This window comes from Achromobacter sp. 1011791174, from assembly GCF_059760925.1.
In genome coordinates, this window is record NZ_JCBANH010000007.1 from 24,994 (window position 1) to 50,787 (window position 25,794).

23 protein-coding genes, 4 tRNA genes and 1 pseudogene are annotated in these 25,794 nt (G+C 67.9%); 21 read left to right on the forward strand and 7 right to left on the reverse strand.

All coding sequences use genetic code 11. The features are described from left to right. Positions 1 to 102: 102 nt before the first annotated feature. From AC6LJ5_RS04155 to AC6LJ5_RS04170, 4 genes are all read left to right on the forward strand, one after another. Positions 103 to 1,107, forward strand: coding sequence for an imelysin family protein (locus tag AC6LJ5_RS04155; protein ID WP_498139914.1), 1,005 nt, complete (start codon positions 103 to 105; stop codon positions 1,105 to 1,107). Beyond that, positions 1,097 to 2,266 (forward strand): DUF1513 domain-containing protein, encoded by a 1,170-nt coding sequence (locus AC6LJ5_RS04160; RefSeq protein ID WP_498139885.1) that lies wholly within the window; start codon positions 1,097 to 1,099, stop codon positions 2,264 to 2,266. The genes AC6LJ5_RS04155 and AC6LJ5_RS04160 overlap by 11 nt, the downstream gene beginning before the upstream one ends. A 167-nt stretch (positions 2,267 to 2,433) precedes the next feature. Then, a complete protein-coding gene (locus AC6LJ5_RS04165; RefSeq protein ID WP_369869799.1) occupies positions 2,434 to 3,231 on the forward strand; it encodes a mechanosensitive ion channel family protein in 798 nt (265 codons plus the stop codon). Positions 3,232 to 3,288: 57 nt separating this feature from the next. Continuing rightward, a complete protein-coding gene (locus AC6LJ5_RS04170; RefSeq protein WP_498139886.1) occupies positions 3,289 to 4,065 on the forward strand; it encodes an APH(3') family aminoglycoside O-phosphotransferase in 777 nt (258 codons plus the stop codon). A 91-nt stretch (positions 4,066 to 4,156) separates the two neighbouring features. On the opposite strand, the gene AC6LJ5_RS04175 is transcribed toward AC6LJ5_RS04170, so the two are convergent. Beyond that, on the reverse strand, positions 4,157 to 4,918 hold the full coding sequence (locus tag AC6LJ5_RS04175; RefSeq protein ID WP_103275514.1) for an IclR family transcriptional regulator: 762 nt from the start codon (positions 4,916 to 4,918) through the stop codon (positions 4,157 to 4,159). A 172-nt stretch (positions 4,919 to 5,090) separates the two neighbouring features. On the opposite strand from AC6LJ5_RS04175, the gene AC6LJ5_RS04180 reads away from it, so the two are divergent. Then, the gene (locus tag AC6LJ5_RS04180; protein ID WP_392412296.1) at positions 5,091 to 6,080 is read left to right on the forward strand and encodes a Bug family tripartite tricarboxylate transporter substrate binding protein; all 990 of its coding nucleotides are present in this window, start codon (positions 5,091 to 5,093) and stop codon (positions 6,078 to 6,080) included. A gap of 102 nt (positions 6,081 to 6,182) precedes the next feature. Here AC6LJ5_RS04180 and AC6LJ5_RS04185 read toward each other — a convergent pair whose 3' ends face one another. Next, entirely contained in the window at positions 6,183 to 6,935 is a 753-nt protein-coding gene (locus AC6LJ5_RS04185) for an RNA methyltransferase (protein WP_392412337.1), read from the reverse strand. Positions 6,936 to 7,174: 239 nt separating this feature from the next. Here AC6LJ5_RS04185 and AC6LJ5_RS04190 point away from each other — a divergent pair, with 239 nt between their 5' ends. The 5 genes and pseudogenes from AC6LJ5_RS04190 to AC6LJ5_RS04210 form a co-directional block, all read left to right on the forward strand. Then, positions 7,175 to 7,960, forward strand: coding sequence for an inositol monophosphatase family protein (locus AC6LJ5_RS04190; RefSeq protein ID WP_392412294.1), 786 nt, complete (start codon positions 7,175 to 7,177; stop codon positions 7,958 to 7,960). A 208-nt stretch (positions 7,961 to 8,168) separates the two neighbouring features. After that, positions 8,169 to 8,804 (forward strand): TerC family protein, encoded by a 636-nt coding sequence (locus tag AC6LJ5_RS04195; RefSeq protein WP_498139887.1) that lies wholly within the window; start codon positions 8,169 to 8,171, stop codon positions 8,802 to 8,804. A gap of 136 nt (positions 8,805 to 8,940) precedes the next feature. Beyond that, a complete protein-coding gene (locus AC6LJ5_RS04200; RefSeq protein WP_498139888.1) occupies positions 8,941 to 10,524 on the forward strand; it encodes a TerC family protein in 1,584 nt (527 codons plus the stop codon). Between the two features lie 19 nt (positions 10,525 to 10,543). Next, the gene (locus tag AC6LJ5_RS04205; protein ID WP_103275501.1) at positions 10,544 to 11,407 is read left to right on the forward strand and encodes an undecaprenyl-diphosphate phosphatase; all 864 of its coding nucleotides are present in this window, start codon (positions 10,544 to 10,546) and stop codon (positions 11,405 to 11,407) included. Between the two features lie 798 nt (positions 11,408 to 12,205). Further along, positions 12,206 to 13,867 (forward strand): annotated as a pseudogene (locus AC6LJ5_RS04210) (YadA family autotransporter adhesin); the annotation flags it as partial. A 49-nt stretch (positions 13,868 to 13,916) separates the two neighbouring features. Here AC6LJ5_RS04210 and AC6LJ5_RS04215 read toward each other — a convergent pair. The 3 genes from AC6LJ5_RS04215 to AC6LJ5_RS04225 form a co-directional block, all read right to left on the reverse strand. Continuing rightward, a complete protein-coding gene (locus AC6LJ5_RS04215; RefSeq protein WP_498139889.1) occupies positions 13,917 to 14,690 on the reverse strand; it encodes a UDP-2,3-diacylglucosamine diphosphatase in 774 nt (257 codons plus the stop codon). Further along, entirely contained in the window at positions 14,683 to 15,192 is a 510-nt protein-coding gene (locus AC6LJ5_RS04220) for a peptidylprolyl isomerase (protein ID WP_103276590.1), read from the reverse strand. The genes AC6LJ5_RS04215 and AC6LJ5_RS04220 overlap by 8 nt, the downstream gene beginning before the upstream one ends. A gap of 134 nt (positions 15,193 to 15,326) precedes the next feature. After that, entirely contained in the window at positions 15,327 to 16,010 is a 684-nt protein-coding gene (locus AC6LJ5_RS04225) for a tetratricopeptide repeat protein (RefSeq protein ID WP_498139890.1), read from the reverse strand. A gap of 294 nt (positions 16,011 to 16,304) precedes the next feature. On the opposite strand from AC6LJ5_RS04225, the gene cysS reads away from it, so the two are divergent. From cysS to AC6LJ5_RS04265, 8 genes are all read left to right on the forward strand, one after another. Continuing rightward, on the forward strand, positions 16,305 to 17,759 hold the full coding sequence (gene cysS / locus AC6LJ5_RS04230) for a cysteine--tRNA ligase (RefSeq protein ID WP_498139891.1): 1,455 nt from the start codon (positions 16,305 to 16,307) through the stop codon (positions 17,757 to 17,759). A 24-nt stretch (positions 17,760 to 17,783) separates the two neighbouring features. Beyond that, entirely contained in the window at positions 17,784 to 18,428 is a 645-nt protein-coding gene (locus AC6LJ5_RS04235) for a DNA-3-methyladenine glycosylase family protein (protein WP_103275497.1), read from the forward strand. A gap of 36 nt (positions 18,429 to 18,464) precedes the next feature. Continuing rightward, positions 18,465 to 19,430 carry an acetyl-CoA carboxylase carboxyltransferase subunit alpha gene (locus AC6LJ5_RS04240; RefSeq protein WP_103275496.1) on the forward strand — a complete coding sequence of 322 codons (966 nt, stop codon included), beginning with the start codon at positions 18,465 to 18,467 and terminating at the stop codon, positions 19,428 to 19,430. 152 nt (positions 19,431 to 19,582) lie between these two features. Further along, positions 19,583 to 20,554 (forward strand): tRNA lysidine(34) synthetase TilS, encoded by a 972-nt coding sequence (gene tilS, locus AC6LJ5_RS04245; RefSeq protein ID WP_498139915.1) that lies wholly within the window; start codon positions 19,583 to 19,585, stop codon positions 20,552 to 20,554. A 167-nt stretch (positions 20,555 to 20,721) separates the two neighbouring features. Beyond that, positions 20,722 to 21,987 (forward strand): aspartate kinase, encoded by a 1,266-nt coding sequence (locus AC6LJ5_RS04250; protein WP_103275495.1) that lies wholly within the window; start codon positions 20,722 to 20,724, stop codon positions 21,985 to 21,987. An 89-nt stretch (positions 21,988 to 22,076) separates the two neighbouring features. Then, positions 22,077 to 22,169 (forward strand) — tRNA-Ser (locus tag AC6LJ5_RS04255). A gap of 342 nt (positions 22,170 to 22,511) precedes the next feature. Beyond that, positions 22,512 to 22,588, forward strand: a tRNA-Arg gene (locus AC6LJ5_RS04260). 156 nt (positions 22,589 to 22,744) lie between these two features. Continuing rightward, positions 22,745 to 22,821, forward strand: a tRNA-Arg gene (locus AC6LJ5_RS04265). Between the two features lie 162 nt (positions 22,822 to 22,983). Here the strand turns inward: AC6LJ5_RS04265 and AC6LJ5_RS04270 are convergent. Further along, positions 22,984 to 23,208, reverse strand: coding sequence for a DUF3079 domain-containing protein (locus tag AC6LJ5_RS04270; RefSeq protein ID WP_392411468.1), 225 nt, complete (start codon positions 23,206 to 23,208; stop codon positions 22,984 to 22,986). A 210-nt stretch (positions 23,209 to 23,418) separates the two neighbouring features. Here AC6LJ5_RS04270 and AC6LJ5_RS04275 point away from each other — a divergent pair. After that, a tRNA-Arg gene (locus tag AC6LJ5_RS04275) sits at positions 23,419 to 23,495 on the forward strand. Positions 23,496 to 23,691: 196 nt separating this feature from the next. Beyond that, positions 23,692 to 24,147, forward strand: a complete 456-nt coding sequence (locus AC6LJ5_RS04280; protein ID WP_158658465.1) for a GNAT family N-acetyltransferase — start codon at positions 23,692 to 23,694, stop codon at positions 24,145 to 24,147. Positions 24,148 to 24,176: 29 nt separating this feature from the next. Here the strand turns inward: AC6LJ5_RS04280 and AC6LJ5_RS04285 are convergent, their stop codons facing one another. Continuing rightward, complete coding sequence (locus tag AC6LJ5_RS04285) at positions 24,177 to 24,773, reverse strand: short chain dehydrogenase (protein ID WP_103275492.1); 597 nt, start codon at positions 24,771 to 24,773, stop codon at positions 24,177 to 24,179. A 126-nt stretch (positions 24,774 to 24,899) separates the two neighbouring features. Between AC6LJ5_RS04285 and AC6LJ5_RS04290 the strand changes: the two genes are divergently transcribed. Then, the gene (locus tag AC6LJ5_RS04290; protein WP_392411470.1) at positions 24,900 to 25,784 is read left to right on the forward strand and encodes a LysR family transcriptional regulator; all 885 of its coding nucleotides are present in this window, start codon (positions 24,900 to 24,902) and stop codon (positions 25,782 to 25,784) included. Positions 25,785 to 25,794: the final 10 nt, after the last annotated feature.

The following is a 25,794-nucleotide window of genomic DNA, read 5'->3' on the forward strand; positions in this document are numbered from 1 at the left end:
GCGAGGTTCCGAACGCTGCCTCGGGCATTGCCCCGATCCTTCGCGCGAGCCCTGTGCGCCGCCACGCTCTGCTCGCTGGCGCCGGTCGCGATCGCGGCCGGGCTGCCCGCCGACCTGGGCGAGCGCCTGGCGCGCGACTACGCCCGACCCGCGATGGCCAGGATGGCGCAGGCCTCCGAACAGATGGACGCCGCGCTGGGCGCCTGGTGCGCGCGGCCCGACGCCGCCGGCGCCATGCGCGTGAACGACGCGCACACCGGGCTGGCCCTGGCCTGGTCCGGCATCGAGTTCCTGCGCTTCGGTCCGCTGGTCCAGGCCAACCGCTATGAGCGGCTGGCCTTCTGGCCCGATACGCGCGGCGTCATGCCCAGGCAGGTGCAGGCCGCCATCGCCGCGCAGGATCCCGAGCTGATCAAGCCCGGCGCTATGGCCGGGCGCAGCGTGGCGCTGCAGGGCCTGCCGGCGCTGGAATACGTGCTGTACGGCGAGCCGGCGCTGCTCAAGCGCGCCGACGGCGCGGACTTCGCCTATGCCTGCGGCTATGCCCGGGCGGTGTCCGCCAACGTGTCCGGCATCTCGCGCGAATTGGCGCAGGCCTGGAGCGCCGAAGGCGATTTCGGCCGCCAGTTCGCCGCGCCCAGGCCCGCCAATGACCTGTACCGCAATTCGCAGGAAGTGGCGGCCGAGGCCGTCAAGGCGCTGTCCACCGGCCTGCAGTTCGCGCGCGACGTGAAGATCCTGCCCGTGCTGGGCGACGCGCCCGAGGCCGCCCGGCCCAAGCGCGCCGCCTATTGGCGCAGCAATCTGTCCTCCCGCACGCTGGCGTCCAGCCTGGACGCCATGCTGGCCTTCCACCGCGCAGGCGCCTATCCGCTGCCGCAGGGCGGGAGCTGGATCGACGAGGCCGTGCGCGGCGAATTGTCGCGCGCCGCGCAGACCCTGCGCGACGCGGCGGCGCCCTACCAGGACGTGGCCAGCGACGGCGAGACGCGCCGCCGATGGACGCTGGCCGGGTTGACCTTGAAGAACGCCAAGGCGGTGGTCGACCAGGACCTGGCGCCCGCGCTGGGCGTGACCATCGGCTTCAACGCGCTCGATGGCGATTGACCGTCGCCGCTTCCTGGCGCTGGGGACCGCGCTGGGGCTGGGCCATATACCTGTCGCGGCCCTGGCCGCCGAAGCAGAAAGGGCCGCCGAGGCCGCGCGGACCGGCGGGGCCCGCTACCTGAGCGCGCGCAAGCGCGGCGGCCGCGACGAGACCGCGCTGCTGGACGAATCGGGCCGCGACCTGCGCGTCGTGCCGATGCCGGCGCGCGGCCACAGCTTCGCCATTGACGCGGCCGGCGGGCGCGCCGTGGTCTTCGGCCGCCAGCCGGGCTTCTTCGCGCTGGGCTTCGGCCTGGATGGCGCGGCCGGCCCCGTTGAACTGGACCTGCCGCAGGACCGGCATTTCTTCGGCCATGGCGCGTTCTTCGACGACGGCCGGCTGCTGGCAGCCACTGAAAATGATTTCGACGGCGGACGCGGCGTGCTCGGCATCTACGATGCCTCGGCCGGCGGCGCCTACCGGCGCGTCGGCGAATTCGATTGCGGCGGCATCGGGCCGCACGAGGTGCTGCTGCTGCCCGACGGCAAGACGCTGTGCGTGGCCAATGGCGGCATCCTGACACATCCGGACTACGGCAAGCTGGAGCTGAACCTGGACACCATGCGCCCGTCCCTGGCCTATCTGGACGCGGCCAGCGGCAAGCTGCTGGAGCGGGTGGAGCTGGATCCCGCGCTGCACCGGCTGTCGATCCGGCACTTGGCTGTCGCGGCCGACGGCGCGGTGTGGTTCGGCTGCCAGTACATGGGTCCGGCGGGCGACCGGCCCGCGCTGGTCGGCCGCCATCGGCGCGGCCAGGCGCCGGAACTGTTCCCCGGCCCCGGGGATGCCTTGCGCCAGATGCGCAACTACATCGGCTCGGTCGCGGTGGACGCGGCCGGCGCGGTGGTGGCCACGTCCAGCCCCGTGGGCGGGCAGGTCATGTACTGGGACGCGGCCAGCGGACGCAGCCTGGGCGCGACCGCCGTGGCGGACGGCTGCGGCGTGGCGCCGGCCAGCGCCGGCGGCTTCCTGGTCAGCAGCGGCCTGGGCGCCATGCTGCGCGCGGATGCGGGCGGGCAGGAGCGGCCGGTGTTGCCGGCTTCGTCGGACCTGTCCTGGGACAATCATTTCCGGCGCGTGCCGGACGTGGCGGCTCCCCGGTATCCTTACAAAGCTTGACACAGGAAGCCCGCGCCCGCGCCTTGGGCGCCATGGTCTTCTGATAAAGTTTTCGGTCGCATTTTTCGCCGCCGCGCCGCTCGCCCGGCTTGGCGGCCGTTACACACTTTGCAGGAGATACCGTGGAAGAAGCCTTGAAATCCGTCAATGCATGGGCGCCCAAGCTCATGGACCTGGGCACGAATCTGCTCATCGCCCTGGTCATCCTCGTCGTCGGCTGGTGGGTATCGGCCTTGCTGGGCCGCTGGGTCCGGCGCATGGCGACCCGTTCCAGCAAGATCGATCCGACGATCGTTCCCATGTTCTACAGCACCGTGGTCTGGACGGTGCGCATCTTCACGCTGATCGCCGTGCTGGCGCGCTTCGGGGTGCAGACGGCCAGCCTGATCGCCGTGCTCGGCGCCGCCGGCCTGGCCGTGGGCCTGGCCTTGCAGGGCACGCTGCAGAACATCGCGGCGGGCATCATGCTGCTGATCCTGCGTCCGGTGCGCACCGGCGAGTTCGTCGGCCTGAGCACCGGCGCCGAGGGCACGGTCGAGGAAGTCGGCCTGTTCCTGACGCGCCTGGTGCAGGTCGACGGCATCCACATCACGCTGCCCAACAGCGTGGTCTGGAACGCCACCATCACCAACTACAGCCGCAACAAGACCCGCCGCCTGGATATCCCGGTGCCGGTGCGCTATGGCGACGACCTGGAACTGGCGCTGGCCAAGCTCAAGGAAATCGTGGCGGCCAACGAGTTCGCGCTCAAGGATCCCGAGCCGCTGGTGAAGGTCAGCGAGTATCGTGAGAACGGCGTTATCGTCAACGTGCGCGCCTGGGCCGAGGCTTCGAAGTACTGGGATCTGCGCTGGGGCCTGTACCAGCAGATCCGGAGCAAGCTGGAGGCCGCCGGCTTCCAGGCGCCGATTCCCGTGCGCGAAATCCAGAACCCGGCGCAGTCCGCCAAGTCCGGCGCCGCCTGATTCTCCGCAATACGCAGCAAAACCGGCAGCGGCCGGGAGGTTCGCATGTGCTCGAGCATGTCCTTCACCCTGCCGCTGGCGGCCACGCGCTTCATCGGCGACGCCCGGCTGTCGCCCGACGAGGTCGGCGAATCGCCTTGTGACGTCTACCGCTTCACGCGCGGCAACGACCGGTACTTCCTCAAAATCTCATGCGCCGTCCTGGCGCCCACGACCTATAGCGTGGTGCGCGAGGCGCAGGTGCTGCAATGGCTGTCGGGCCGGCTCAATGTGCCCGAAGTGGTGCAGGCCGGCGCCAACGGCGGCGGCGCCTACATGATCACCCGCGCCGTGCCCGGCGAACCGCTGACCGCGCGCGTGGACGCCGGGCGGCCGGTGCGCGGACTGTTCGCCGAGGCGCTGCGCCAGCTGCGCGCGGTGCCGGCGGCGGATTGTCCGTTCCAGGCGGGCGCGGCCTTTCGCCTGCGCGAGCTGGAATACCTGCTGGCCAATGACCTGTGCGACAGGAACTACGACCTGGAACCCTGGCCGGACCTGTCCACGCCCGAGGACCTGCTGGAGCGGCTGCGGGCGACGCTGCCGAGCGAGGACCCGGTGTTCTCGCACGGCGACCTGGGCGACAGCAATGTGTTCGTGGACGCGCGCGAACAGCTGCATTTCATCGACATGGGCCGGGCCGGACTGGCGGATCGCTGGATGGACGTGGCCTTCATCCATCGCAACCTGCGCGAGGAAGTATCGCTGCCCGAGGCCGCCGCCTTTCTGGATGCGTTGGGCGAGCCGGACGAGCCGGCCAAGCGGGAATTCTTCGAGATGCTGGATGAGCTGTTCTAGCGCGCTTGCCGGGGCAAGATCGGGTTCCAGGCCGAGTGTTCGACGGACCGCGTTCGAGGGCGCCGTGGCGCCATCGAACGGGCCGCGCCGGCTAGGCCTGCGCCGCCAGCCTTGCCAGCTCGGTCTTGATCCAGCCGGCGATCTCGCGCTGGCGCTGCGCCGGCATGCGGTCGATGATCGCGGTGACGCTGACGGCCAGCAGCGGCGCGCCATGCGCGTCCAGCAGCGCGCAGCCCACGCCCAGCGCGCCGCGCACGGCGTGGTTGCCCACCACCGAATAGCCGCGCGCGCGGGTGTTCTCGATCAATCGGTACATTTCCTGCGGCGTCATGCCGCCGTACTCGTCGAGCCGGCCGGAATTGCGCTCGACGATGCCGCGCGCGACCTCGTCGGGCAGGGCGGCCAGGAGCGCCATGCCGCCCGATCCCACGCCCAGCGGCTGGCGCTTGCCGGCGTAGGTGGCGAGGATCTGCACGGGGTAGCTGCCGATCTCGCGATGCAGGCTGATGGAATCGTCCTCGTCGCGCACCACCAGGAACACCGCGTCGCCGGTGCGGTCGGCCAGCCGTCGCAGCACCGGCAGCAGCTGGCGCACGCGCGGATCGCGGGAGCGGGTATCGGGGTCCACCGCGAGCTGGGCGCGGTACTTCTTGGTGCCCGTCACGGGCAGCACCAGGCCGGCGTCTAGCAGGGCCGCCAGCAGGCGGTAGATGGTGGGGCGCTGGATGCCCGTCAGGCGGGCGATATCGGTCACGCTCAGGCCGTCAGGGCCCTGGTCCCGCAGGGCGGCCAGGACGGCCAATCCGCGCCGCAATGTGCGTGGGCCTGCGGCCGCGGCATCGCTGTCTTGCATGCAACTCTCTGAAAACTTTGGGGGTTATCACCAACTGGCAAACACCGGGCAAGGGAAAACCATTGTCCGTTGCGTGGACTCTACCTTGATGGGCCGGCCGTGTATAGCCGAGAATTCCCTATTCAAGAATTCAAATCGTCCACTTGATGGACAGTACCTGCACGGAGACATCATGATTCCAGGTCACAAGCCCGGTCTGCGGCGCCTTGCCGCCACCCTCCTGACCGCCGCCGCGGGCGTGTTCGCCAGCGGCGCCGCCCTGGCGGCCTATCCGGACAAGCCTGTCCGCATCGTGGTCGGCTTTTCCGCCGGCGGCACCACCGACGTGATCGCCCGCATCATGGCCAAGGAACTGACCGAGAGCCTGGGCCAGTCCTTCGTGGTCGAGAACAAGCCGGGCGCGGGCAGCAACATCGCCACCGATCAGGTGCAACGCGCGGCGCCGGACGGCTACACGCTGCTGTTCGTGGCCGTGACCAGCGCGATCAACCAGACGCTGTACAAGAACGTCAACTTCGACCTGACCCGCGATTTCGCGCCGGTGGCGCTGGGCGCCAAGGTGCCCAACATCTTGGTGGTCAATCCGCAGGTGCCGGTAAAGACCGCGCAGGAACTGGTCGACTACGCCAAGAAGAATCCCGGCAAGCTGGCCTTCGCCTCGTCGGGCAGCGGCACTTCGATCCACATGGCGGGCGAGCTGTTCAAGATGCAGACCGGCATCGATGTGCTGCACGTGCCCTACAAGGGCAGCGCGCCGGCCATCACCGACCTGATCGGCGGCCAGGTGCAGTTCATGTTCGACAACATGCCCTCGGCCTGGCCGCACGTGCAGTCGGGCAAGCTGCGCGCGCTGGCGGTGACCACCACCGAGCGCTCCAAGAGCGCGCCGGACGTGCCGACCATGAAGGAAGCCGGCTTCGCCAATTTCGACGTGTCGTCCTGGTTCGGCCTGATCGCCCCGGCCGGCACGCCGCCGGAGGTCATCAACAAGCTCAACGCCGCCATGGTGAAGGCACTGGACAAGCCCGAGGTGCAGCGCAGCTTCGAGCAGCTGGGCGCCGTGGGCGTGAAGACCACGCCGGCCGAGTTCGGCCAGTTCATCAAGTCCGAAGTGGAAGGCTGGGCCCCGGTGGTCAAGGCCTCGGGCGCCAAGGTGGACTGAGCGCCGCGGGCCGGCTTGGCCGGCCCCGGCGAATCGCCCGGGCCCGTCGCCGGATGGCGGGGCCTGGACGGACAGGGGACGGAATTTCCGTCCTTTTTTTGCCTATTTTTTCCTGCTGTTCCGGTAGTCCGTCAGCATGGCGGTGCAGACGCCGCGCATCATGTCGACCTCGTCGCGCGTGAGGCCGGCCCGGGAAAACAGGTGCCGCATGCGCGGCATCAGCTTCTTGGGGTGGGCGGGGTCCAGGAAACGTACCTCGACCAGCGCCGATTCCCAATGAGCCAGGAAGGCCTGCACCGCTTCGCTGGAGGCCGGTTCCGCGCCGCGCGAGGGTTCCTGCGCGGTCGAGACGGGCAGCAGGGCCGCGCCCTGGTCGATCAGCAGCGCGTAGCGCAGTTCCCAGGCGGCCAGCTGCAGCGCCTGAGCCACGTTCAGCGAGCTGTACTCGGGATTGGCCGGGATGTGGCAGATGCGGTGGCACAGCGCGATCTGGGCGTTGGTGAGCCCGGATTTCTCGGTGCCCAGCACGATGGCCGCCACGCCTTCGGCGGCCTGTCCCAGGTGCGCGCAGGCCAGCTCGGCCGCCTGGCGGATGTCGCATGGCGGGGGGCCCAGGTCGCGCACCCGCGCCGTCAGCGCGAAGGCCAGCGTCACCGGGGCCAGCGCCTCTTCCAGCGTGGCGTAGACGCGGGCGTTCTCCAGCACGTCGGCGGCGCCGCTGGACAGGGCCACGGCCTCCGGGTGCCGGGTCACGTCCTCGATATGGGGGGCCACCAGCACCAGTTCCGAGAACCCCATGGTCTTGATCGCCCGGGCGGCCGAGCCGACGTTGCCGGGGTGGCTGGGGTTCACCATGATGAAACGGACGCGGGAAAACGCCGCCGGCGAGCCGGTTTCGGAGGGCGCGGAGACCCCTTCGGAAGAGGGCGATTTACCGTCCCGGGACGGTTCGCCGATGAAATTTTCTTGAGTCATTTAAAATGGCGCGTTTGGCTTGGCGCTTTCCTGATGTTTTCGGGCCGTTACCCCAGTGTGGGAGCGGCGCGGCGGGGAGGCGGCTGACGGCCTATCTCACCGCATTCGTACGGAATTTTATGCACCCGATGCTCAACATCGCCATCAAGGCGGCCCGGCGTGCCGGCACCATCATCAACCGTGCCAGCCTGGATTTGGAACGCCTGAACGTGGCTCGCAAGGGGCCGCGCGATTATGTCACGGAAGTCGACCGCGCCGCCGAGGAGTCCATCGTCGAGACGTTGCGCGCCGCCTACCCGGACCACGCGGTCCTGGGCGAGGAATTCGGCCTGCAGGGTCCGGATCAGGCCGAGTTCCAGTGGATCATCGATCCGCTGGACGGCACCACCAACTTCATCCACGGCCTGCCGAACTACGCGGTGTCGATCGCGCTGACGCAGCGCGGCCAGGTCACGCAGGCGTGCATCTACGATCCGTCGCGCAACGAACTGTTCACCGCCAGCCGTGGCGGCGGCACCTTCCTGAACGACCGCCGCGTGCGCGTCTCGGGCCGCATCCGCTACCACGACGCGCTGCTGGGCGCTCACTGGCCCAACTCGGGCGACATGGAGCAGGGCTCGGCGCGTTTCCGCAAGATGGCCGAGAACAGCGCCGGCGTGCGCCGCCTGGGCGCCACGGTGCTGGATCTGGCCTACGTGGCCTGCGGCCGCCTGGACGGGTTCTGCGGCGTGGGCCTGAAGCCCTGGGATCTGGCCGCGGGCAGCCTGCTGGTGCTGGAAGCCGGCGGCCTGGTCGCCGACTTCGACGGCGAGCAGGGCTGGATGGATTCCGGCAACGTGCTGGCCGCCAGCCCCAAGATCTTCACGCAGATGCTGGCCGGGCTGAATCCGTCGGCCTCGATCTGATCCGGCGGGGCCTGTCGACAGGCCCCAACCCAGCCGGGCCCGGCCGCCGTCGGGCAAAGTGAACCACGCGCGCAGCCCCAGGCTGCGCGCGATTTTTTTGGGATCCTCCAGCGGCATGTGGGAAAAGGCGGTCGACAAAGCGCCGCCCGCGCGGGCTTTTTAGGTACGATGGCCCGCTACGCGCATGCGGGAGGAGCTGATGGGGTGGATGACTCCGATGGAGTGGATGGGCGGACTGCAAGCCTGGGTGGGTGTGCTGGGGCTGACCGCGATCGAGGTCCTGGTGGGGCTCGCCAACGTGGTCTTCATCGCCATCCTGGCCAATGAGTTTCCCGCCGCGCAGCGCAACCGCGCGCGCCTGTTCGGCCTGGGCCTGATGCTGCTGATGCGCCTGTGGCCGCTGGCCCAGGGGCTGGACTGGCCGGTCAAGTTCCTGAACCGGTCCCAGCTGTCCGTCGGACCGTATGACTACACCGGACAGCATCTGGTGCTGATGGCGGGCGGCGTGCTGGTGCTGTCGCTGCTGTTCCAGGGCGCCAGGTCCGGATGGCGGATCTGGACGGGCGCGCCGGATCCGGCGGATTCCGGCGGGGGCGCCGGGTTGAGGGCGGTGCTGGTCCTGTTCCAGATCGTGGCGCTGAACGCGGTGTTCGCGGCCCGGTCGGTCGTTACCGTCTCGGCCATGACTCACCGGGTCGAGATCGCCATGGCCGCGATGCTGGCCGCCTTCTGGTTCTTCCTGCGCCTGTCCCGGTCGCTGGCGCGCATCGCCGGGACGTCCCCGTGGCAGATGATGGCCTGGACCGCGCTGCTGGTGTTCGCCAATCGGATGGACTGGGCCTGACGTCCAAAGATGGCTCCGGGTATGGCATGCAGGTATGGCATGCGGGCCCGGCGCCTTGCCGGGCGGGGGGTTCATGACCGGCGTGTCATGGATTTTCCGGGTACGATTGTCGGCTGAGTAACTTTTGGAGCTCCTGATGGAGTGGCTGCTGGACCCCGCTGCGTGGGTCGGCCTGCTTACCCTGGTCGTTCTTGAGATCGTCCTGGGCATTGATAACCTGATTTTCATCGCCATCCTGGCGGACAAGCTGCCCCCCTCGCAGCGCGACCGCGCGCGCATCCTGGGGCTGAGCCTCGCGCTGGTCATGCGCCTGGGCCTGTTGTCCGTCATGTCCTGGCTGGTCACGCTGACCACGCCGCTGTTCTCCATCGGCCCCCTGGCGCCGTCCGGACGCGACCTGATCCTGATGGCGGGCGGCTTCTTCCTGCTGTTCAAGGGCACCATGGAGCTGCACGAGCGGCTCGAGGGCGGCGGCCACGGTTCTTCGTCGGGGCCGCGCGTGTACGCCAGCTTCTGGGTCATCGTGACGCAGATCGTGGTGCTGGACGCGGTATTCTCGCTGGACTCGGTCATCACCGCGGTCGGCATGGTGGACCACCTGGCCATCATGATGATTGCCGTCATCATCGCCATCGGCATCATGCTGCTGGCGTCCAAGCCGCTCACCCGCTTCGTCAACGCGCATCCCACCGTGGTCGTGCTGTGCCTGGGCTTCCTGCTGATGATCGGCTTCTCGCTGCTGGCGGAAAGCTTCGGTTTCAAGGTGCCCAAGGGCTATCTGTACGCCGCCATCGGCTTCTCGGTCGCGATCGAGGCGCTGAACCAGCTGGCGCGGCGCAATCTGCTCAAGCTGGATGCGCGCCGTCCCATGCGCGAGCGCACGGCGGCCGCCGTGCTGCGCATGCTGGGCAAGCGCCCGCCCGCCGACGAGCCCGACCTGCCCAGCGCCAGCGCGCCGGCCATCCCGGCCTTTGGCGTGGAGGAGCGCAACATGGTCAGCGGCGTGCTGACGCTGGCCGAACGCTCCATTCGTTCCATCATGACGCCGCGCACCGACGTGTCGTGGATCAACATCGACGATGACGCCGACACCATCCGAGGCCAGCTGATCGAGGCGCCGCACAGCTTCTTCCCGGTGTGCCGGGGCTCGCTGGACGAGGTGCTGGGCATCGGCCGCGCCAAGGACCTGATCGCCGATCTGCTCACCGAGGGCCGGGTGCGCCGCAACCGGCTGCGCGATCCCATCATCGTGCACGAGGCCATCGGCATCCTGCGCCTGATGGACACGCTCAAGCGCTCGCGCGGCCAGCTGGTGCTGGTGGCGGACGAGTTCGGCGCCATCGAGGGCCTGGTGACGCCGATCGACGTGTTCGAGGCCATCGCCGGCGAATTCCCCGACGAGGACGAGCTGCCCGACATCGTGGCCGACGGCGAGCGCACCTGGAAGATAGATGGCGCGGCCGACCTGCACCATGTCGAGCAGGTGCTGGAAACCGAGGGCCTGATCGACGAGGCCCAGGACTTCTCCACGCTGGCCGGCTATCTGCTGTCGCGCTTTGGCCATCTGCCCAAGCCGGGCGACGCCTGCGAGTATGAAATCCACCACGATCATTTCCGCTTCGAAGTGCTGGAGATGGACGGACGCCGCATCGCCCTGGTGCGGGTCGAGAAAAAGCCCCAGGAGCCGCTGTCCGACGAAGCGTCCCTGACCAACGACTAACCCCGGACCCGCCCATATCGTGACTGAAAACACCCTGTATCTGATCAAGGCCTTCTTCCTGGGCATCGTCGAAGGACTGACCGAGTTCATTCCGGTGTCCAGCACCGGCCACCTCATCCTGATCGGCGACTGGATCAACTTCGAATCCAGCCAGGGCAAGGTGTTCGAGGTGGTGATCCAGCTCGGCTCCATCCTGGCCGTGATGTGGGTGTTCCGCGCGCGGCTGCTGCAGCTGATCCGCGGCACGCTCACCGGCGTGCCCAGCGAGGTCGCCTTCACGCGCAACCTGCTGATCGCCTTCCTGCCGGCGGCGGTGATCGGCGGCATCTTCATCAAGTCCATCAAGCAGGTCTTCTACCACCCGGGCGTGGTGGTGGTGACGCTGGTGCTGGGCGGCCTGATCATGCTGTGGGTCGAGCGCAAGACGCGGCATACGCCCGGCGACGTGCCGGGCGCGGCCGACGACACCGCTTCGGACGAGCGCGCCACCGCGCGCAGCCTGGAGCAGATCACCTGGAAGCAGGCGCTGGGCGTGGGCGTGGCGCAATGCCTGGCCATGATCCCGGGCACCTCGCGCTCGGGCGCCACCATCATTGGCGGCATGATCGCCGGCATCCAGCGCAAGACCGCGACCGAGTTCTCGTTCTTCCTGGCCATGCCCACCATGCTGGGCGCGGCGGTGTACGACATGTACAAGAACTTCGGGCTGCTGACCCAGCACGACCTGTCCGGCATCGCGGTGGGCTTCGTCGCTGCCTTCCTGAGCGCGATGGTGGTGGTGCGGGCGGTGCTGCGCTTCGTGGCCAACCACACGTACCGCGTGTTCGCCTGGTATCGGATCGTGTTCGGCGCCATCGTGGCGGCGTGGATCTGGATGGCGTGATCGCCCGTCCGGCAAGGCGCCTCGCGGGCGCGACATCGCCGCGCGCTCGCTGAATCGTTCGCTGAATCGTTCGCGCATTGCGGCCCAAGGGTGGGATATCAGTCCAGCCCTTGGGCTTTTTTACGCGCGCGCGCTCGGCGTCGCCGCGCTTGACCGTTGTCGCGCCGCGATGCATCGGAAGCCTGGAATCCCGGGCTCCGTCCTAGGACATCCGGTACGCCAGCATGGCGGCAAGCCGATGGAAAAGGTGACTTCCGTGTCATTGCGCGCAACGCTTGCATGGAAATATGCCTTTTGACGACGCACTGTTGCCCAGCGCTGTCAACAACTGTCAAGAGAAAAAAATCCAACACGAACGGCGCTGTATTGTCCGGGCGTTCATGGCGTGCCAGGCAGATTTCCATCGCCTGGCATGCGCTGGACGGGATGGGCGATAGCGCCGCGCGAGCCTTGCCGGACAGGCTGCGATGCGCATCGGTGAACGGCTTGAATCAAGGCGGCGGGCATGGCTCGCGTCGACGCCAGTCTGGCGTCCGTCGCGGGGCGCGTGCCCGGCATGCGGGATTCGGCATTGCGGATGTCTCGGGGTCTTGCCGCGTGGCGACAACAGAGCTTCCAGATCGATGTTGGAGAGTAAGGATGAAGTCAGTGTCTAGAGCGGCCCAGGGCCGCGCGGGCCGGCCGGCTGTTGGCGTCCCGGTTTCGTCGGCGACGGGCGGCAAGGCCGGCCCGATGCGGGTCGCGGCCTGTGCGCTGGCGATCACGGCGGCGATCGCGGCGAGCCCCGCGCATGCGCAGTACTACAGCGTGGACGACGGCGGTACGCCGGGCGGGAATAGCACGAATAACGGCGCGACCGGCGCCGGCTCCCTGGCCGCCGGGACGGACGCGACCTCGACCGGGCGTGCGGCGACGGCGGTGGGATCCAAGGCGCAGGCATCGGGAGACCATACCATCGCCATCGGCTATCAGGCGCTGGCGATTGGCGAGGATAGCGTGTCGATCGGAACAGCCGCCGGCATCAACTCGCTTGTTGGCTCCGCGGGCAACGTCGCGGTGGGCGCGATGACGGGTAACTCGGTGCAGGGCATAGGCAACGCGGCGGTTGGCACGGGCGCTGGGGCGCTCGTGCAGGGCAACCACAACACGGCGACGGGCAACACCAGTGGCGTCTCGGTGACGGGCAACCACAACAGCGCCTTTGGACTCAGCGCGGGGATATCCGTCATCGGGGATAGCAACACGGCGATAGGCACGAGTGCCGGCATCGGCGTTGGTCGCATCGGGGCGCCGGTACTCAACAACGCGGCGTTTGGCGCCCTGGCTGGCAACGGCGTGTTGACCAGCACCAACGTGGCCATTGGCTACGTCAGTGGCAATGCCGTCTCTGGCGGAGACAACAACGTCTCGATCGGTACCTATTCCGGTACAGCAGTGGCCGGCGGCAACAACGTGAGCATCGGCTCCCGGGCGGGGCTGTACGCGACGGGCAACAACAATATCGCGATCGGCATGGACGCGGGCAGTTCCATAGGCTCGTCGGCCGCGCCGGTCAACGACGCGATTGCCTTCGGCAACGCGGCCCATGCCACGCAGAGCACCGGCGTTGCGCTGGGTTATCAATCGAGCGCGACGACGGTCGGCGGGGTCGCGCTGGGGGCCGGCTCGGTGGCCGACCGGGCTGCCGGCGCCTACGTGGATCCGGTCAGCGGCAACGGCTTCACGACGACGGCCGGCGCGGTGTCGGTCGGCGCGGCAGGCGGGGCGCGGCAGGTCATCAACGTCGCGCCCGGCGTGCAGATCACCGACGCGGTCAACCTGGGCCAGCTCCAGAGCGCGGTCAGCACGCTGAACCAGACCATCAACGGACTGCCGCCGGGTGGCGGCGGCAGGACCTGGGCCACAGGCAATCCGACGACCTACACCGCGCCATCCGCAAGCGGCCGGAACGCGACGGCGACGGGCAGCGGCGCGGTGGCATCGGGCGACGCCAGCACCGCGATAGGCGATCACGCCTACGCAAGCGGCGCGAATTCGGTCGCGGTGGGGGCGAATTCAGTGGCGAGCGCGCCCAACACGCTGTCGGTGGGCTCGGTCGGCAATGAGCGCGGCATCAGCAACGTGGCGCCGGGCGTGAACGGCACCGATGCCGTCAACCTGAACCAGTTGAACAACGCGGCGGCGCAGTCGAACCGCTATACGGATCAGCAGATCAAGGGGCTGAAACGCTATGTGGACGGCGGCGTCGCCGCGACGATGGCGGTCGCGGGCCTGCCGCAAGCGACGGAGCCGGGCAAGAACATGGTGTCGATGGCCGGTTCGACGTGGCAAGGGCAGCAGGGCATGGCGATCGGCGTATCCCGGGTGTCCGAGAGAGGCCGCTGGAGCTACAAGGGTTCGCTCGCGACCAGCACCCGGGGGCACGGCGGCGCGGTGATAGGCGCCGGCTATCAATGGTGAGATCGGGCGCCCGCGCCACGAGGTGGCGCGGGCGGATGCGGCTGCGCGTTCAGTCCTCGGTATCGAGGTCGTAGAACGTCAGGCCATCCTGATCGATCACCAGCCAGCCGCCGCGCGGCGGCTGGGCGTGGTCGCAGTCCCAGTCGGGCAGCACCCAGCGCTCGCGCTTCTTGCCGTCGATCTCCAGCACGTGGCGGGCCGGGCGGTGCGTGTGGCCGTGCACCAGCAGGCTCACGCCCGTGTCGCGGAAGACGGCTTCGATGGCGCCGGCGTTGACGTCCATGATTTCCTGCGACTTCATCTGGTTGGCGGCCTGGCTTTCGCCCCGCGCCTGCTGGGCCATGGCCAGGCGTTCCGGAATGGTCTTGGCCAGGAAGGCGGCCTGCCACTGCGGATCGCGCACCATGGCGCGGAACTGCTGGTACGGGGCGTCGTCGGTACAGAATTCGTCGCCGTGGGTCAGCAGCACCGTGCCGTAGTCCGTTTCCAGCAGGGCCGGTTCCGGCAGCAGCTTGGCGCCGATCGCGGCCGCCAGTTCCTCGCCCATGAGGAAATCGCGGTTGCCGCGCCCCAGCCAGACCGGAATGCCGGCGGCCGTCTCGCGCAGCGCCTTCAACACCGTCGCCAGCCAGGGCGGGGCGACGCGGATCGCGTCGTCGCCGATCCAGGCGTCGAATATGTCGCCCGGCAGCAGCAGCGCGCCCGCTTCCTCGCGCGCGGCCTGCAGAAAGGCCAGGAAGGCTTCGGACGTGGCCGGCGTGGCCGGCCCCAGGTGCAGATCAGAGGCCAGCCAGACCGGGCCGGTCAGGGCGATCTTATTCAAGAACTTCGGCCTTCTCGATGATCACGTCCTCGTTCGGGACGTTCTGGTGGAAGCCCTTGTTGCCGGTCTTCACGCCCTTGATCTTGTCGACCACGTCGGTGCCTTCGGTCACGGTGCCGAACACGGCATAGCCCCAGCCATTGGGCGTGGGGGCGGTGAAGTTCAGGAAGTCGTTGTTGGACACGTTGATGAAGAACTGGGCGGTGGCCGAGTGCGGGTCGCTGGTGCGGGCCATGGCCAGCGTGTACTTGTCGTTCTTCAGGCCGTTGTTGGCCTCGTTCTCGATCGGGGCGTGGGTCTGCTTCTGCTTCATGCCGGGCTCGAAACCGCCGCCCTGGACCATGAAGCCGTCGATCACGCGATGGAACACCGTGCCGTTGTAGAAGCCTTCCTTGGTGTAGGTCAGGAAATTGGCCACCGTCTTGGGCGCCTTGGCGGCGTCCAGGGTGATGACGATGTCGCCTTGGTTGGTGTGCAGCTTGACGCGGGGATTGGTGCTCATGGATTTCGTGCCTTCAGTGGTGGAGGGGGTGGAGGAGGCCGCGGGCGCGGCGCTGGCGAGCGCGGGCGCGACAGCGGCCAGCGTGAATGCGCAGGCCGTCAGGCGCAGCAGGCGCAGGGGAGAATAGCTCGACATCATTTGCCTTGTTTTTCCTTCAACATGGTTTCGACTTCGCGGGCCTTGTCCTGCATGCCCGGCACGCCATCGCTGGCGGCCTGCTTGTAGGTGCGCAGGGCCTGCAGCAATTGCAGGTCGCCCAGGTTGGCGCGCGCCGCGGCGTAGCCGGGATCGGCGCGCAGCGCCATTTGCAGGGCGTCCTGCGCTTTTTCCAATTCACCGCGACCCGCATATAGAGCGGCAAGGTTGTTCCAGGGTTCCGGCAATTCGGGGTAGCTGGTGGTCATCTCGGTGTAGACGTCGATGGCCTCCGCCGTGCGGTGCAGGGCGGCCAGGGCGCGCGCATGCTGGAACATCAGTTGTACGTCGGTGCCGCGCTGGCCCTTGGTCTCGGCCAGGCGCTTTTCGATCATGTCCAGCGCGGTGGCGTTGTCGCCACGGTTGAGCAGGCGCTCGATATGGTCGGTGACCTGCGACGCGGTCGGCGTCAGGCGGGTGTCGACGCCGGGTTGGACGGCCTTGAGCACGTTGGCCAGGCCTTCCCAGCCGCCTTCGGGGGGGATGGGATCCAGGGTGGTGCGGCTGGCGTTGGGATTGGCGGCGCCGCCGCCGGACATGGATTGGGCGAACGAGGGACCGGCCGATCCGCCGGCCAGGGCCAGGGCGATCAGGGCGACGCAGAAACGCGGCTTGATAGTCACGTGGGCATCCGTTAAAAGTCGCGAACCCGCCGCGCTTACGCGCGCGGCCGGGCCGCTTGCTATACTTGTCGGTCGCCATTTTAGCCCCGGAACCGATTCTTGCCGGAAGACCGGGCGGATATGGCGGACAGCCCCCTGGAGATGATCCTCCCGGCGACCTGGAGCACAGGCCGGGGCAGGAGCCGGCGGCTTGCGGCGCGAGATTCTCGAGCGTATCCGTGCCATATGGGGATGCCGCGCCGGAGCGCAAGACCTCGCGGCCATCCCGGAAACCCACACGAACCCAATAGCGCCATGCTGCAAATCTACAACACGTTATCGCGTACCAAAGAACCGTTCAAACCGGCCCAGGCCGGCCAGGTGCGCATGTACGTGTGCGGCATGACCGTGTACGACTTCTGCCACCTGGGCCATGCCCGCATGCTGGTGTCCTTCGACGTGGTGCAGCGCTGGCTGCGCGCCAGCGGCCTGGCGGTCGACTACGTGCGCAACATCACCGACATCGAAGACAAGATCATCCGCCGCGCCGTGGAAACCGGCCGCCGCATCGGCGAGGTCACCGAGTTCTACATCGACGCCATGCACGCCGACGAGCGGGCGCTGGGCGTGCAGAAGCCCGACCGCGAGCCGCGCGCCACGCAGTATGTCGGCGACATGCTGGACATCATCGGCAAGCTCGAACAGAAGGGCCTGGCCTACCAGGCCGATGACGGCGACGTGAACTACGCCGTGCGCGGCTTCGAGGGCTACGGCAAGATGTCGGGCAAGTCGCTGGACGACCTGCGCGCCGGCGAGCGCGTGGCGGTCGGCTCGGCCAAGCGCGATCCGCTGGATTTCGTGCTCTGGAAATCGGCCAAGTCCGAGGAGCCCGAGGACACCAAGTGGGAGTCGCCCTACGGCCTTGGGCGTCCGGGTTGGCACATCGAGTGCTCGGCCATGAGCAAATCCTTGCTGGGCCTGCCGCTGGATATCCACGGCGGCGGTCCCGACCTGAAGTTCCCCCACCACGAGAACGAGATCGCCCAGACCGAGGGCGCTTTCGGCGGCGTGCTGGCCAACGTCTGGATGCACTGCGGCCCGCTGATGGTGGACTCGGACAAGATGTCCAAGTCGCTGGGCAATTTCCGCACCATCCGCCAGACCATCGCGCTGGACGACGCGCCCTCCGACCAGGCCGGCTATCGCGTCAATCCGCGCGAGGCCGAAATGGTGCGTTTCTTCATCGTGCGCAACCACTACCGCAGCCCGCAGAACTACACGCCCGACAACCTGGTCGACGCGCAGAACGCGCTGGACCGGCTGTACCAGGCGTTGCAGAACGTGCCCGCCGACGGCCAGGGCGTGGACTGGAACGAGCCGCAGGCCCAGGCATTCAAGGCCGCGATGGACGACGATTTCAACAGCTCGGGCGCCGTCGCGGCGCTGTTCGAGCTGGCCTCCGAGGCCAACCGGACCAAGAGCGCCCGCAGCGCCGGCCAGCTGAAAGCGCTGGGCGACCTGCTGGGCCTGCTGCAGCAGGAACCGGCCGCCTATTTCCAGTCGCCCACCCGCTATTCGGCCGTGGGCATGGAGCAGGGCGGCCGCCCGGCGCTGGACGCCGAGGCCATCCAGGCCCGCATCGACGCCCGCGCCGCCGCCAAGGCCGCGCGCGACTTCGCCGAAGCCGACCGTATCCGCGCCGAGCTGCGCGATGCCGGGATCGAGCTCGACGACAAGCCCGGCGGCGTGACGCAGTGGCGCCGGGCCTGATGAGCCGGCAGGAATAAGCCCGACATGTCCACCGCAGATACCCCGATTCCCAAGCCCGACTATTGGGAAGCCGCCGTCGCGCACCTGATGCGCCGCGACCGCATCCTGAAGAAAATCATCCCGCAGCACCCGGACGCCTGGCTGACCTCGCGCGGCACGCCGTTCGTGACGCTGGCGCGCGCCATCATCGGGCAGCAGGTGTCGACCAAGGCGGCCGACGCCGTCTGGGACAAGTTCATCGAAGCCGCTGGCAAGCGCCCCACGCCGGTGGCGGTGCTGCGCGTCGGCATCGACGGCCTGCGGCAGGCCGGCCTGTCGCAGCGCAAGGCAGAGTACGTGCTGGACCTGGCCGCCCATTTCGGCGAGCGCCGCGTGCATCCCGAGCGTTGGGCGGACATGGACGACGAAGCCGTTATTTCCGAGCTGGTCGCGATCCGCGGCATCGGACGCTGGACGGCGGAGATGTTTTTGATTTTCAATCTGCAGCGACCCGATATCCTGCCACTGGATGATCCTGGGTTGCTGAAGGCAATCTCGTTACACTACTTCAGCGGCGAGCCCGTCTCTCGCTTCGAGGCCCGCGAGGTCTCGTTGGCGTGGCAGCCCTGGCGTACCGTGGCGACCTGGTATCTGTGGCGCAGTCTGGAACCGGATCCGGTTCAATACTGACGTTCATCAGGCCGCCCATCTACGGAACCACACTACATGCGCAATACTTTCCTGGAATTCGAACAACCGCTCGCCGAGCTTGAGAACAAGATCGAGCAGCTGCGCTACGTGCAGGCCGATTCCGCCGTGGACATCTCCGATGAAATCGGACGTCTGCAGCAGAAGAGCCAGACGCTGGCCAAGGAGATCTACGCCAAGCTGACGCCGTGGCAGACGGCGCTGGTGGCGCGCCATCCCCAGCGTCCCTACACGCTGGACTACGTGCGCGAGATCTTCACCGACTTCCATGAGCTGCACGGCGACCGCATGTACGCCGACGACCAGTCCATCATCGGCGGCCTGGCCCGCTTCAACGGCATGCCCTGCATGGTCATCGGCCACCAGAAGGGCCGCGACACCAAGGAACGCGCCGCGCGCAACTTCGGCATGCCCCGGCCCGAGGGCTATCGCAAGGCGCTGCGCCTGATGCGCCTGGCCGAGAAATTCAACCTGCCCGTGTTCACCTTCGTGGACACGCCCGGCGCCTATCCCGGCATCGGCGCCGAAGAGCGCGGCCAGTCAGAGGCCATCGGCCACAATCTGTACGCCATGGCCGAGCTGAAAGTGCCGGTCATCGTGACCATCATCGGCGAGGGCGGCTCCGGCGGCGCGCTGGCGATCGCCGTGGGCAACGCCGTGCTGATGCTGCAATACGCCACCTACGCGGTGATCTCGCCCGAAGGCTGCGCGTCCATCCTGTGGCGCAGCGCCGACAAGGCGCCCGAGGCCGCCGAGGCGCTGGCCATCATCGCCCCGCGCCTGAAGGACCTGGGCCTGGTCGATCGCGTCGTCAACGAACCCGTGGGCGGCGCGCACCGCGACCCCCGCGTCATGGCCCGCCTGCTGCGCCGCGCGCTGGGCGACGCCCTGCGCCAGCTGCAGGGCATGACGCCCGAGCAGCTCGTGGAGCAGCGCATCCAGCGCCTGCTGTCCTACGGCGCCTTCCAGGAAGTGCGCGCCTGATCCGCGCGGGCGCCGGCCTTGTCGCCGGCGCCGCGGCCGAGGTCCACGCGCCCCGTTCCGCCATGAACACGCCGACCGCGCCCGACGCCATGCCCTCGGGCGCGCCGGCTGGTTGCCATTCCCATGTGCTTTCCCCGGCCCTGGCCGAGGCGCTGCGACAGGCGCTGGCCGGCCTGCCCGCGCGCCCGCCGCGCATGGCCGTGGCCGTCAGCGGCGGCGCCGATTCGGCCATGCTGGCGCTGCATGCGGCCGCCATCGCCCGGGAGCAGGGCATCGACCTGCTGCTGTTCCACGTGCATCACGGCTTGCAGGACGCCGCCGATGCCTGGAGTGAACAGACGCGGGCGCTGGCCCGGCTGCTGGGCCTGCCGGCGCACGAGGCGCGCGTGACCGTGGCCGAAGGCGCCGGCAAGGGCATCGAGGCGGCGGCGCGCGATGCGCGCTACCGCGCGCTGGCCGGGCTGGCCCGCGAACACGGCGCGCCGCTGGTGCTGCTGGCGCATCACCGGGGCGATCAGGCCGAGACCGTGCTGCTGCGCCTGTTGCGCGGCACCGGGCTGGCGGGCATGGCCGCCATGGCGCCGCTGTCGCGCCGTGACGAGGTGGACTACCTGCGGCCCTGGCTGGACCAGGACCGCGATGACATCCTGCGAGCCTGCGCCGCCTTCGAGGCGGCCACCGACTGGCGCGCGGTGCAGGACCCGACCAATTCCGATCCCCATTACACCCGCGCGGCGCTGCGCGAGTTGCTGGCGCCGGCGCTGGACGCGCGCTGGCCCGGCTGGCGCGGCATCGTGGCGCGGCATGCGCGCCACATGGCCGAGGCCGCGTCGATCCTGGACGAAGTGGCGCGCGAGGATTTCGCCGCGCTGGAGCCGGGCCCGGACGGCGCCAGCTTTTCGCTGCGCGCGTGGCGCGATCTGTCGCCGGCGCGGCAGGCGCAGGTGTTGCGCTGGTGGCTGGACGCCAATGGCGCGCGCATGCCTTCGGAAGCGCGCATGCGCGACCTGCTGCGCCAGCTGCGCGGCCTGCACAGCCTGGGTCATGACCGCCAGCTGCGCGTCGAGCAGGCCGGCCATGCGATCCGCTGCCACCGTGGCCGGGTCTGGCTGGAGCGTCGCTGAATCCAGGTCGGGCCTGGCTGGAACGCCGCTGTCTCCGGGGCGAGCAGGGCGGTGTTGCGGGTAAACCCGAGGGAAAGCCCCAGGCTGCGCAAATTTTCACCGTGGCGCTAGAATATGAGGTTTTGCCCGTCAACATACTTGGGGCGGGTTCCCAGCCAGAGTACGAGATGTCCCTCATCGTTCACAAATATGGCGGTACTTCGATGGGCTCGGTCGAGCGCATCAGGAATGTGGCGCGTCGCGTCGCGAAGTGGCACGCCGCAGGCCACCAGGTTGTCGTGGTGCCGTCGGCCATGGCGGGCGAGACCAATCGCCTGCTCGGTCTGGCGCGCGAGATTTCGCCCGTGCCGGACGGCCGCGAGCTCGACATGATCGCCGCCACCGGCGAGCAGGCCAGCAGCGGCCTGCTGGCCATCGCGCTGCAGGCCGAAGGCGTGGCCGCGCGCAGCTACGCCGGCTGGCAGGTGCCCGTGCGCACCGATTCGTCCTACACCAAGGCCCGCATCACCTCGATCGACGACGCGCGCATCCGCGCCGACCTTGACGCCGGCCGCGTGGTCATCGTGACGGGCTTCCAGGGCGTGGACGCCGACGGCCACATCACCACGCTGGGCCGCGGCGGTTCCGACACCTCGGCCGTGGCCGTGGCGGCGGCGATCAAGGCCGATGAATGCCTGATCTACACCGACGTCGACGGCGTCTACACGACCGACCCGCGCGTCGTGCCCGAAGCGCGCCGCATGGCGGTCGTGTCGTTCGAGGAAATGCTCGAGATGGCCTCGCTGGGCTCCAAGGTCCTGCAGATCCGCTCGGTAGAATTCGCCGGCAAATACCGTGTGCCGACGCGGGTGCTGTCCTCGCTGACCGACCCGCTCATCCCGCTCGAAGAAGAAATGCATTCGGGCACGCTGATTACTTTTGAGGAAGACGAAAAAATGGAAGCCGCCGTTGTCTCCGGCATCGCCTTCAGCCGCGACGAAGCCAAGATCACCTTGCTGGGCGTGCCGGACAAGCCCGGCATCGCCTTCTCCATCCTGGGTCCGGTCGCCGCCGCCAACATCGACGTCGACATGATCGTGCAGAACCAGTCCGTGGCCGGCACGACCGACTTCTCGTTCACCGTGAACCGCAACGAGTTCGCGCGCGCCGTGGACCTGCTCAAGCGCGAGGTCATCCCGGCCGTGGGCGCCCGCGAGCTGTCCACCGACGAGAAGGTCGCCAAGGTCTCCATCGTCGGCATCGGCATGCGCTCGCACGTCGGCGTGGCCAGCCTGATGTTCCAGACCCTGTCGCAAGAGGGCATCAACATCCAGATGATCAGCACCAGCGAGATCAAGACCTCGGTGATCATCGACGACAAGTACATGGAACTGGGCGTGCGCGCGCTGCACAAGGCCTTCGGCCTGGACCAGGCGCCCGCCGCCAAGGCCTGAGGAACAAGGATCCGGCGCAAATTTTTTTGTGATTCGTACCCGATTCCGGGCAAGGTCCAAAAAAGTCGTGCTAGAATCTCGTTCTCTTCGGAGACGTGCCCGAGAGGCTGAAGGGGCTCCCCTGCTAAGGGAGTATGTGGCTAAAAACTGCATCGAGGGTTCGAATCCCTCCGTCTCCGCCAGACGCCTCTTCGGTCCAGTCTGACTGGATCGAAGACAAAAACCCGCAACAGTGCAAGCTGTTGCGGGTTTTTCTTTTTCAGGCGGCGCTTGCTTGTCCGGCCTGTGGTTCGCGTGTGCCGCGCATGCCTGGGGTTGATGCCGTTGCCAAGGGATCATTCCACATGCGCCAGTGAGTAGATCGAAATCTGCGTGGCATGTGCGAGGCATGCGCGGAGCGCTTGTACGAACCTGTCTGCGCGGCTGTGCAGGTCGCCGTTCCTGCGTCATGACATTGTGCGGCGGAACCAGTCGACTTGCGCAGTTTCCGAAACAACGCTATTATTCAAGGCTTGCTTTGAAACGCGCCCGTAGCTCAGCTGGATAGAGTACCTGGCTACGAACCAGGGGGTCGTAGGTTCGAATCCTGCCGGGCGCGCCAAGCTCTTGAAAAAGGAGCCTGGATGCCGAAGCAAGCGCAAGTAGCATGCAATTCGTAGTATGCAATGCGCAATATGCAGTTCGTAGTATGGCAATGCCGTGACGAATTGCCAGAAGTACGGCGAATTATCTGATATAATTTTGCCTCTTTACCGGAGCGCCCGTAGCTCAGCTGGATAGAGTACCTGGCTACGAACCAGGGGGTCGTAGGTTCGAATCCTGCCGGGCGCGCCAAGTCTTGAAAGAGACAGATGAGAAGGCCTTTGATCATTGATCGAAGGCCTTTTTGTTTTGGTTCCTGTCCTTGTCCTTGCGCTGCTCTTGCCGGCCCCGGAGCGCGCGCAGGCGGCGATAGTCAGCTTTCGCGGGCCTCGCGTCCGGAAGGCCGGCCCGAGCCTATCGCTCCAGCGTCTTGCCGTTCGCATCGCGCGATGCCGCGTCGGCTTCCACTTCCAATCCCCAGTTGCCCACCGTGTACCAGTCATCGCCCAGCAGTTCGGCCGGATGCATGCTGCGGTCGGAGCCGTTGCCACAGGCCATGGCGTCGGCCGCGCAATAGCGGTCGCAGCCCCAGCAGATGCGCTCGGGGTGTTTGGGATGGAGCGGAAATTTCTTTGCCATGGGGTCTCCTCGTGCTTCATGCGAGCCAGGGGCCACGCGCGCCTTGCGCCATGGCATCCCGGCCTGCTTGCCCCCAGGCTACGCCGGGCATGCGCCGCGCCATTTGCGCTGGCGCAAGGACGCGCGGATTGTGCGCGGGCCGTATGCGGTCCCGCATGCCGTCCATTTGCGAGCCCCGGCCTATCCATGGTATAAACACGCCTCTTTAGCGCGCCCGTAGCTCAGCTGGATAGAGTACCTGGCTACGAACCAGGGGGTCGTAGGTTCGAATCCTGCCGGGCGCGCCACCAATACGAAAGCGGCTTGATGACATTGCGCATCAAGCCGCTTTGCTTTGGGCATTTTGCTTTAGGGCCCAGTCGCGGCGATTTACTTCTGACACGCGCTCTGCCTATAGTGCGCGTCTTGCCGCCGGCTTGCGCAGGGATTCGACATCGCGCCGGCGTTTTTCATCGCCTCCATGACAGGATCGCCGCTACATCCATGAGCCAGCTCGACATCCGCCACGCCAGCGTCGCCGACGCCGCCCGCATCGCGCCCTTGTTCGATGCGTATCGCCAGTTCTATGAGCAGCCGGCGGACGCCGCCGCCGCGCTGGCCTTCATCAGCGCGCGCCTGGAACGCGGCGAATCGGTGATCCTGCTGGCCAGCGTGGACGGCGCGCCGGTGGGCTTCTGCCAGATGTACCCGTCGTTCTGCTCCGTGATCGCCGCGCCCATCTACGTGCTGTACGACCTGTTCGTCGCGCCGGCCGCGCGCCAGAGCGGCGCGGGCCGGGCCTTGCTGCGCGCGGCCGAGACGCATGCGCGCGAGCGCGGCTGCAAGCGCATGGACCTGACCACGGCCCGGAACAACGCCACCGCGCAGTCGCTGTACGAATCGCTGGGCTGGGTGCGCGACGAGGTCTTCTACACCTACACCCGCGACCTGGCGGCCTGACGCCGCGGCGTTGTGTCCGGCCCCGGCGCTTACCAGACCTGGAATACGCGTCCGGTCTGCGCACCTTCCACGCTGCGGCTGTAGGCCAGCGCCACGCGCTGGGCAGGCACCGCCTCGAAGCCCAGGAAGTATGGGCCGTAGCTGCCCCAGGACTCTTGCAGCACGCTGGGGCTGACGGCGTTGATGCGGCGGCCTTGCAGTTCCACCGCCGCGCCGCGCACGAAGCCGTCAATGGCCGAGTTCACGGCCGAGGCGTTGGCGCCGTAGCGGATCGGTTCGGCGCTGACGATGCCGCTGGTCAGCGTGATGGAGCCGCCTTCGTTGAGGTAGTGCTGTCCGATCAGCGCCAGGTCCACCTGGCCCAGCAGCTTGTCGTGCAGGCCGATCTTGAATTGTTCGGCGGTCATTTCCGCCAGGGGGCCGAAATGCAGGCCGCCCGCCGCCGATACGATGGCGTCGACCTTGCCGATGCGCTCGAACAGCGCGCGGATGCTGTCGCTGCGGGTAATGTCGACCTGATGCTGGCCGCTGTTCCTGCCGACCGCGATGATGTCGTGGCGCTGGCCCAGTTCCTGGACGATGGCGCTGCCGACGGTGCCGCTGGCGCCGATGAGTACGATTTTCATGGGATCTCCGTGAGTGTGGTTGCGGGCGCTGGCGGAAGGCCGGCGCATGCAAGCATTCTGGCCGCCCGATTCCTTTCGAAAAATCCTAGAATGGTTGGAATACTTCATACCTGGAGTCAGTAATTCATGGACCGCCTGCTCAGCATGGAAGTGTTCGTGGCCGTCGTGGAGCTGGGCAGCCTGACCGCCGCGGCCGCGCTGCATGAGATGTCGCCGGCCATGGCCGCCAAGCATTTGAAGAACCTGGAGACGCGTCTGGGGCTGCGACTGATGGTGCGCACCACGCGCCGCCAGAGCCTGACCGAGGCCGGGCAGGCCTACTTCGCGCGCTGCAAGGACATCCTGGCCGAGATCCGCGATGCCGAGCAGGGCGCCGAGGCCATGCGCGAGGCGCCGCGCGGCAATCTGCGCATCACCTCGACCGTGTCCTTCGGTTCGTTCGCCCTGACGCCGGTCATCGCCGACTACCTGTCCACCTATCCGGACGTGAGCGTGGAACTGTCGCTGAGCGATCTGGTGGAAGACCTGGTCGCCTCGCGCTACGACCTGGCCGTGCGCATCGGCGAGCCGGCGGATTCCGGGCTGATCGCGCGTGGGCTGGGCCGCTATCAGATGATGGTCTGCGCGGCGCCTTCGTATCTGGAGCGCTACGGCACGCCGGCCACGCCCGCCGATCTGGTCCGGCATCAATGCCTGGATTTCTCGTACTGGAGCCGTCGCACCGGCTGGCGCCTGGGCAATGGCGATGGCGGCGAGACGGGCTATCCCAGCGGCCGTTTCGTGTCCAACAATGGTCAGGCGCTGCGGCAGGCGGCGCTGGCGGGATTCGGCATCGTGCTGCAGCCCGAGCTGCTGCTGGCCGATGATGTGCGCGCGGGCAGGCTGACGCCGATATTGCGGCCCTATTGGCCGGCGGCGCGGCCGATCTCGTTGCTCTATCCGAAGGACAGGCAGGCGCTGCCCAAGCTCACCACTTTCGTGAACTTCGTGGTGGCGCGTTTCACGCCCTAGCAGGACCGGG

What these genes read in the sequence shown, in the direction of transcription:
- AC6LJ5_RS04160 (WP_498139885.1), top strand. Translation starts at nt 1,097, where the DNA reads ATGGCGATTGACCGTCGCCGCTTCCTGGCGCTGGGGACCGCGCTGGGG.
- AC6LJ5_RS04165 (WP_369869799.1), top strand. Translation starts at nt 2,434, where the DNA reads ATGGACCTGGGCACGAATCTGCTCATCGCCCTGGTCATCCTCGTCGTC.
- AC6LJ5_RS04170 (WP_498139886.1), top strand. Translation starts at nt 3,289, where the DNA reads ATGTCCTTCACCCTGCCGCTGGCGGCCACGCGCTTCATCGGCGACGCC.
- AC6LJ5_RS04175 (WP_103275514.1), bottom strand. Translation starts at nt 4,918, where the DNA reads ATGCAAGACAGCGATGCCGCGGCCGCAGGCCCACGCACATTGCGGCGC.
- AC6LJ5_RS04180 (WP_392412296.1), top strand. Translation starts at nt 5,091, where the DNA reads ATGATTCCAGGTCACAAGCCCGGTCTGCGGCGCCTTGCCGCCACCCTC.
- AC6LJ5_RS04185 (WP_392412337.1), bottom strand. Translation starts at nt 6,935, where the DNA reads ATGGTGAACCCCAGCCACCCCGGCAACGTCGGCTCGGCCGCCCGGGCG.
- AC6LJ5_RS04190 (WP_392412294.1), top strand. Translation starts at nt 7,175, where the DNA reads ATGCACCCGATGCTCAACATCGCCATCAAGGCGGCCCGGCGTGCCGGC.
- AC6LJ5_RS04195 (WP_498139887.1), top strand. Translation starts at nt 8,169, where the DNA reads ATGACTCCGATGGAGTGGATGGGCGGACTGCAAGCCTGGGTGGGTGTG.
- AC6LJ5_RS04200 (WP_498139888.1), top strand. Translation starts at nt 8,941, where the DNA reads ATGGAGTGGCTGCTGGACCCCGCTGCGTGGGTCGGCCTGCTTACCCTG.
- AC6LJ5_RS04220 (WP_103276590.1), bottom strand. Translation starts at nt 15,192, where the DNA reads ATGAGCACCAATCCCCGCGTCAAGCTGCACACCAACCAAGGCGACATC.
- cysS (WP_498139891.1), top strand. Translation starts at nt 16,305, where the DNA reads ATGCTGCAAATCTACAACACGTTATCGCGTACCAAAGAACCGTTCAAA.
- AC6LJ5_RS04235 (WP_103275497.1), top strand. Translation starts at nt 17,784, where the DNA reads ATGTCCACCGCAGATACCCCGATTCCCAAGCCCGACTATTGGGAAGCC.
- AC6LJ5_RS04240 (WP_103275496.1), top strand. Translation starts at nt 18,465, where the DNA reads ATGCGCAATACTTTCCTGGAATTCGAACAACCGCTCGCCGAGCTTGAG.
- AC6LJ5_RS04250 (WP_103275495.1), top strand. Translation starts at nt 20,722, where the DNA reads ATGTCCCTCATCGTTCACAAATATGGCGGTACTTCGATGGGCTCGGTC.
- AC6LJ5_RS04270 (WP_392411468.1), bottom strand. Translation starts at nt 23,208, where the DNA reads ATGGCAAAGAAATTTCCGCTCCATCCCAAACACCCCGAGCGCATCTGC.
- AC6LJ5_RS04280 (WP_158658465.1), top strand. Translation starts at nt 23,692, where the DNA reads ATGAGCCAGCTCGACATCCGCCACGCCAGCGTCGCCGACGCCGCCCGC.
- AC6LJ5_RS04285 (WP_103275492.1), bottom strand. Translation starts at nt 24,773, where the DNA reads ATGAAAATCGTACTCATCGGCGCCAGCGGCACCGTCGGCAGCGCCATC.
- AC6LJ5_RS04290 (WP_392411470.1), top strand. Translation starts at nt 24,900, where the DNA reads ATGGACCGCCTGCTCAGCATGGAAGTGTTCGTGGCCGTCGTGGAGCTG.